Source organism: Pseudomonas sp. NBRC 111132 (assembly GCF_001320565.1).
Lineage (GTDB): Bacteria > Pseudomonadota > Gammaproteobacteria > Pseudomonadales > Pseudomonadaceae > Aquipseudomonas > Aquipseudomonas putida_P.
Map to the genome: position 1 here is coordinate 1 of NZ_BCBI01000112.1, position 4,401 is coordinate 4,401.

Genomic DNA, 4,401 nt, shown 5'->3' on the forward strand with positions numbered 1-4,401 from the left:
GATCTCACAGGCGCTGCAAAGGGTGAGTCGAACACCTTCCAGCCTCACCGCATTCCGGCCAGTTTCGGCAGACAATTTTAGGTTTTCACCTATTCCATGTAGTCCATTTCCCAAACATACTCCCAAACCCCTTCAAGCCATTGCGGTGCTCTGGATCGGGCCCTAGTCTCGGGTGGTCGCTGCCAAATCAGTGACCGGCTTTGACAGGCTGCTTAGGTCAAACCGCATGGCTCTGCCTTTATGGCAGCTGTGCATGGGGCACTTCGTGTGCGCCGGGTTTTGGTTTGCCTACCGGTCTGTCAACCCATGTACAGCTGCCACCCTCTTGTTTGACAGCAGGTGTGTGGTGGCCTTTATCACTAGGTGAACCATGATGCTGAAGATAGTCCTCGATCCACCCCATAACGCCCATTCCCTTGAAGACACCCTGATCCAGGCCACGGACTACGCGCTATGTGCCGCCACCGTGGTGCATCAGGCAATGCTGCTTCAGCCCAGATGCCCGTAGGGCCTCGGCCTTTGCATTAAGGCTTGTGTGATGTGTCGCTTGGACGGGCCTCTTCGCGGGTAAACCCGCGAAAGGGCCCGCCCAGGCACTAGAGAATTTTCAGGGGATTGAACAATGACAACAGAAGACACCCAGTTCACCGTCGGCAAGACCGCTTTTTACCAAGGCGAAAACGGCACGCATCCACTGTTCCGAATCGAGCCCGGCATCCCCTGCAGGGACGTCCGCGAGCAGTCGTCGGAATTGATGGGCTATGTACGCGAACTGACCATCACCGGCCTGATGGACGAGAAGCCGATGATGATCTGGGCTGCCCACTACCTGAGCGCCATGGCCAAGGCGCTGATGGATGATGCCGAGTTGGGCATGAAGCAGTGAGTGGTCGCCTTCGGATTGCATGAAGGCTGACAGGTGTCCGCCACAACAACTTCTGCGCCTGTGAGATCGAGCGCCGCCCGCGCGGCGGATCGCGACACAAGGCCGCTCCTACAGGGTCTGGTAATGCAATGTAGGTTATGTGCGAGCGCCCGGTAGCCCAGCGTCCTGAGCGATCTTCGTTTTCACTTGGTTGATGATCCGTCCCTCGCTCATGGTGATCACCCGATCAAAGCGTGACAGGGCACTCTGATCGTGCGTTACGCAGATCAGCCCTTTCCCTTGGAATGTTTCGAACAGCAGATCCCAGGTTCGCGCAGCCGATCCGGCATCAAGCCCAGCTGTGGGCTCGTCAAAAAAATTGAATTCGCCGGGCCGGTTAAGCAAGCGAAGCAACATCAGCCTGCGTGCTTCGCCACCCGAAATGGATTCCGCGCGTGCATCCAGATCAAGCTCGTACCAGTCTTTGCTCAGCCCCAGGTGTTCAAGCCACCGTTCGATTTGAACGCGATCATGAGCATGCTCGAACAGGACTGCGCGAGGCAGTGGACCGGGTAAGAAGTACGCATCCTGAGGGCAGAGTCGTAAACGACGGAACTGCTCACACGCGCCGAGCGCAGCCAGGCATCTGCCGTGCAAGTAAACATGCTTGCGCAACTGGAATACCGTTCCTGCCAGCGCATGCAGAAGTGTCGACTTGCCGCACCCGCTGGGCCCAACCAGTGCGACCCGTTCTCCTGCACGAATTACCAAGGGCTCATCGATCAGCAGTTGCAGCGCGTTTCGAGCGCTGAGTTGGCAGGGGGTAATGCAAAGCCCTGCGTTTTCATTTTTGGGTTCTGCCTCTATGGAGACTGTCGGTCCGAACACAGGAAGCCCGAGCCAGTGTTCGAGCTTGCGTTTGTCGAGTCTGAATTGGTCGAGCACCCGCCAGGCTTCCGCCAGTTGTGCAACGCCGGCGAGCAATCCACTCACCAGGGTAAAGAGGGCAACAAGCTCGCCCAGGCTCAGATGCGGTGTTGCCTGTGATTGATCTTGGATACCCCACAAGAGCAAACCACCACTGCCCAGGCCAATGAATAGAGTACGCAAGCCCTGAAGCCATCCGCCACTGTAGGCAACCCCTACCGCTGAGTCGGCATAGCCCGACAGTGTCTGGTTCACGGGAATCATTGCGGCATCCTCGGCCTTCTCCAGCTTGACCGTTGAGGCGCTGGCGAAGGTATCAACCCATTGTTCCGCCAGTTCGTCCTCCCGCGAGTTGACTGCCTCGATACGGGGCCGGCGCCAGCGCACCAGCCGGTCGTTTGCCCACAGATACGCCAAGCTCAAGGGGACCAGGCCGATCAATACCGAGGTAGCTCCGAGGTACGTGAACAGCGTGATCAGTACCACAGCTTCGACCAGTACCGGCCATGCCGAGCCGATCAGAAAGCCTAGCCATCGCTCCTGGGCCGTAATTCCTCTATCCAGTACCTTCACCAAGGTTCCGCCATGGAGTTGTCCATAGGCCTCGAAGCGTTTGTCCAGCAACCCTCGGCACCAGCGCATGGAAAGCTGCTTCACGCGCTCCTGGCAGAGCCGCGCCAGGCACCAGGCTTGCAAAGGGGTCAACGAGGCTTGTAGGGCGACAAGGCATATGAAGGCACCGAGCAGAACGAGAGAAGACGAGGCCGAGGTGGACAGGTTGTCGATAATGTCAGCCAGGATCAGGGCAGGTACGACGGTCGCGACTTTGAGAACTAAGGTCGCGCTCAGGGCGGCGAGTATGCCTCGGTATATATGCATATCATTGCCTTATGCATTTGAACGCGCTTTGCGGCGCGACTGGAATCCCGGACCTTATCAAATGGAAGCGCTCCAGTCCGGGTATAAAAACTTGTACGACTGTGGCGAAGTCGGGGTGCTCATATAGGGTGCGGTAGAATACGGTTTTATTATTCTTGCCCAGGTTGATTAGCGTGCGCTTGATCTGTCCGCGTACGCTGAGTTCTATACGAGGTGGATGATATTCAGGCACGTTGTACTTAGGGCGTGGGTGTAGAAGTTGAGAAAGTTTTTCTGAGTAGGCAAGCACTTTCTTCGTGGCGAGATCTTCTTGTTTTTCTTTCGGTCCGGAAAGTTGTTCGCACTGAATCTGTTCAGTTACAGCGCGGTACATTGCAATCGATGGGTTTATGGAGCTTCCCGAGCCGATGCCGCTGAGAGAGCCTTCTTTTTTGTTGCGAGAGATAGCAATGCAAAATGGAACGTCATAGAAATCGTGGGTCAAGTATATTTCTAGGTTGCTTGCGTGGCGCAAAAGTTTCTTGTCGTGAGTGAAGGTGTCTTCCAGAAATGAATTGGAGGGTCGGTAGATCTCTAGGGGGGAGGTCAGGTTGCAAAGCGATAGATAGTACATCGACAGGGTGTGGCGTTCGATAGATTCATTTATGGCGTGTAAGAGAGCTTCGCTCTCAGTACAGCCAATAGCTGTGCCAGAATTGGTCGCATATTTGGCAAGATACCCTGCCGCGGTTTTCTCAATCTCATCGGTATTTCTGGAGGAGGGGGCTATCAGTATCGCGGGTATTTTTATTTCGTCATAGCTGTCCAGTGCTTGAAGTCCAAAGTAAGGTATTTGGCAATGAGGCGGGATTGACTTTAGTAGCCAGTCGTCAAACGGGTCTATCGACTGCAAAATTTTTTCGCTTGCGATGGTGGTTGGTGTCGACTTGTCGACAAAGTAATGCTCTAAGCTTTCAGCAAGAGCTCCTAGCTCACAGTGTTCTCCCTTTCCTGCACCGCAGGACACTTCTTGGTAGGCGCTGTTGTATAAGTGGCATGTGGCGACCAAGCTATTATTTTTTGATAGTTTTGTTTTCGAGTGAAGGCCCAAGTGCTGATGCAGTCTTATCAGGCGGTTGTATGCTTCTTCTGTGGTCAGCTCGCGTTCGGTAATCATCTCTAGCTCCTATGTCGGACCAGAAGGGGCTAAGCCCCTTCTGGTTTATGGCTTACAGCATGTTGAGGAACTCAACCTCGGACTCGGTAAATGTGTAGTTCACCACGCGAGGGATTTGCAGAGTATTGATTTCAGAACGACGACGTCCCATGGCTACTGCTCCTATAGAGTTGGTTTGAGTGCGCTTTTTGCGCAGGGCTTTTGTATCACTTGTTTTTTCCTTGGTTCAAGATCTGCCCGGAATTCTTAGTGGAAGATCGGCGTAGGAATTCTTTCTGGCATTTGTAGCTTTATTCCTACACTTCTTCGAAGGGTCAGAAAAATCACCCATTAATTAACGGGTTGGCGCTTGTGGAGGGTTAGGGGGGTTAAATTTTTTGTAAAACACTGAAAGGATTACGATCCCTCAACAGAGTGGCGGGTCATGATCGGTCCGGGGGGATGAGGTTGTTTCTGGGGAATCACCTGGTTCTTGGTGTTCCTCTAGATAGAACGCCGAAGAAACAAGCCAATCTTACGCATTGGTGCAGACCTAACTTGCCAGAAAGAGATGGGCAGCCTTGTACTGCGAAGC

At 54.0% G+C, this 4,401-nt stretch carries 3 protein-coding genes; 1 reads left to right on the forward strand and 2 read right to left on the reverse strand.

Annotation, left to right across the window (positions count from 1 at the left end; all coding sequences use genetic code 11):
- The first annotated feature begins 622 nt into the window (after positions 1-622).
- On the forward strand, positions 623-886 hold the full coding sequence (locus APH35_RS27780) for a DUF3077 domain-containing protein (protein ID WP_060515829.1): 264 nt from the start codon (positions 623-625) through the stop codon (positions 884-886).
- 135 nt (positions 887-1,021) lie between these two features.
- Here the strand turns inward: APH35_RS27780 and APH35_RS27785 are convergent, their stop codons facing one another.
- Positions 1,022-2,671, reverse strand: coding sequence for an ATP-binding cassette domain-containing protein (locus APH35_RS27785; RefSeq protein ID WP_060515830.1), 1,650 nt, complete (start codon positions 2,669-2,671; stop codon positions 1,022-1,024).
- Position 2,672: 1 nt separating this feature from the next.
- Positions 2,673-3,827 (reverse strand): YcaO-like family protein, encoded by a 1,155-nt coding sequence (locus tag APH35_RS27790; RefSeq protein ID WP_060515831.1) that lies wholly within the window; start codon positions 3,825-3,827, stop codon positions 2,673-2,675.
- Positions 3,828-4,401: the final 574 nt, after the last annotated feature.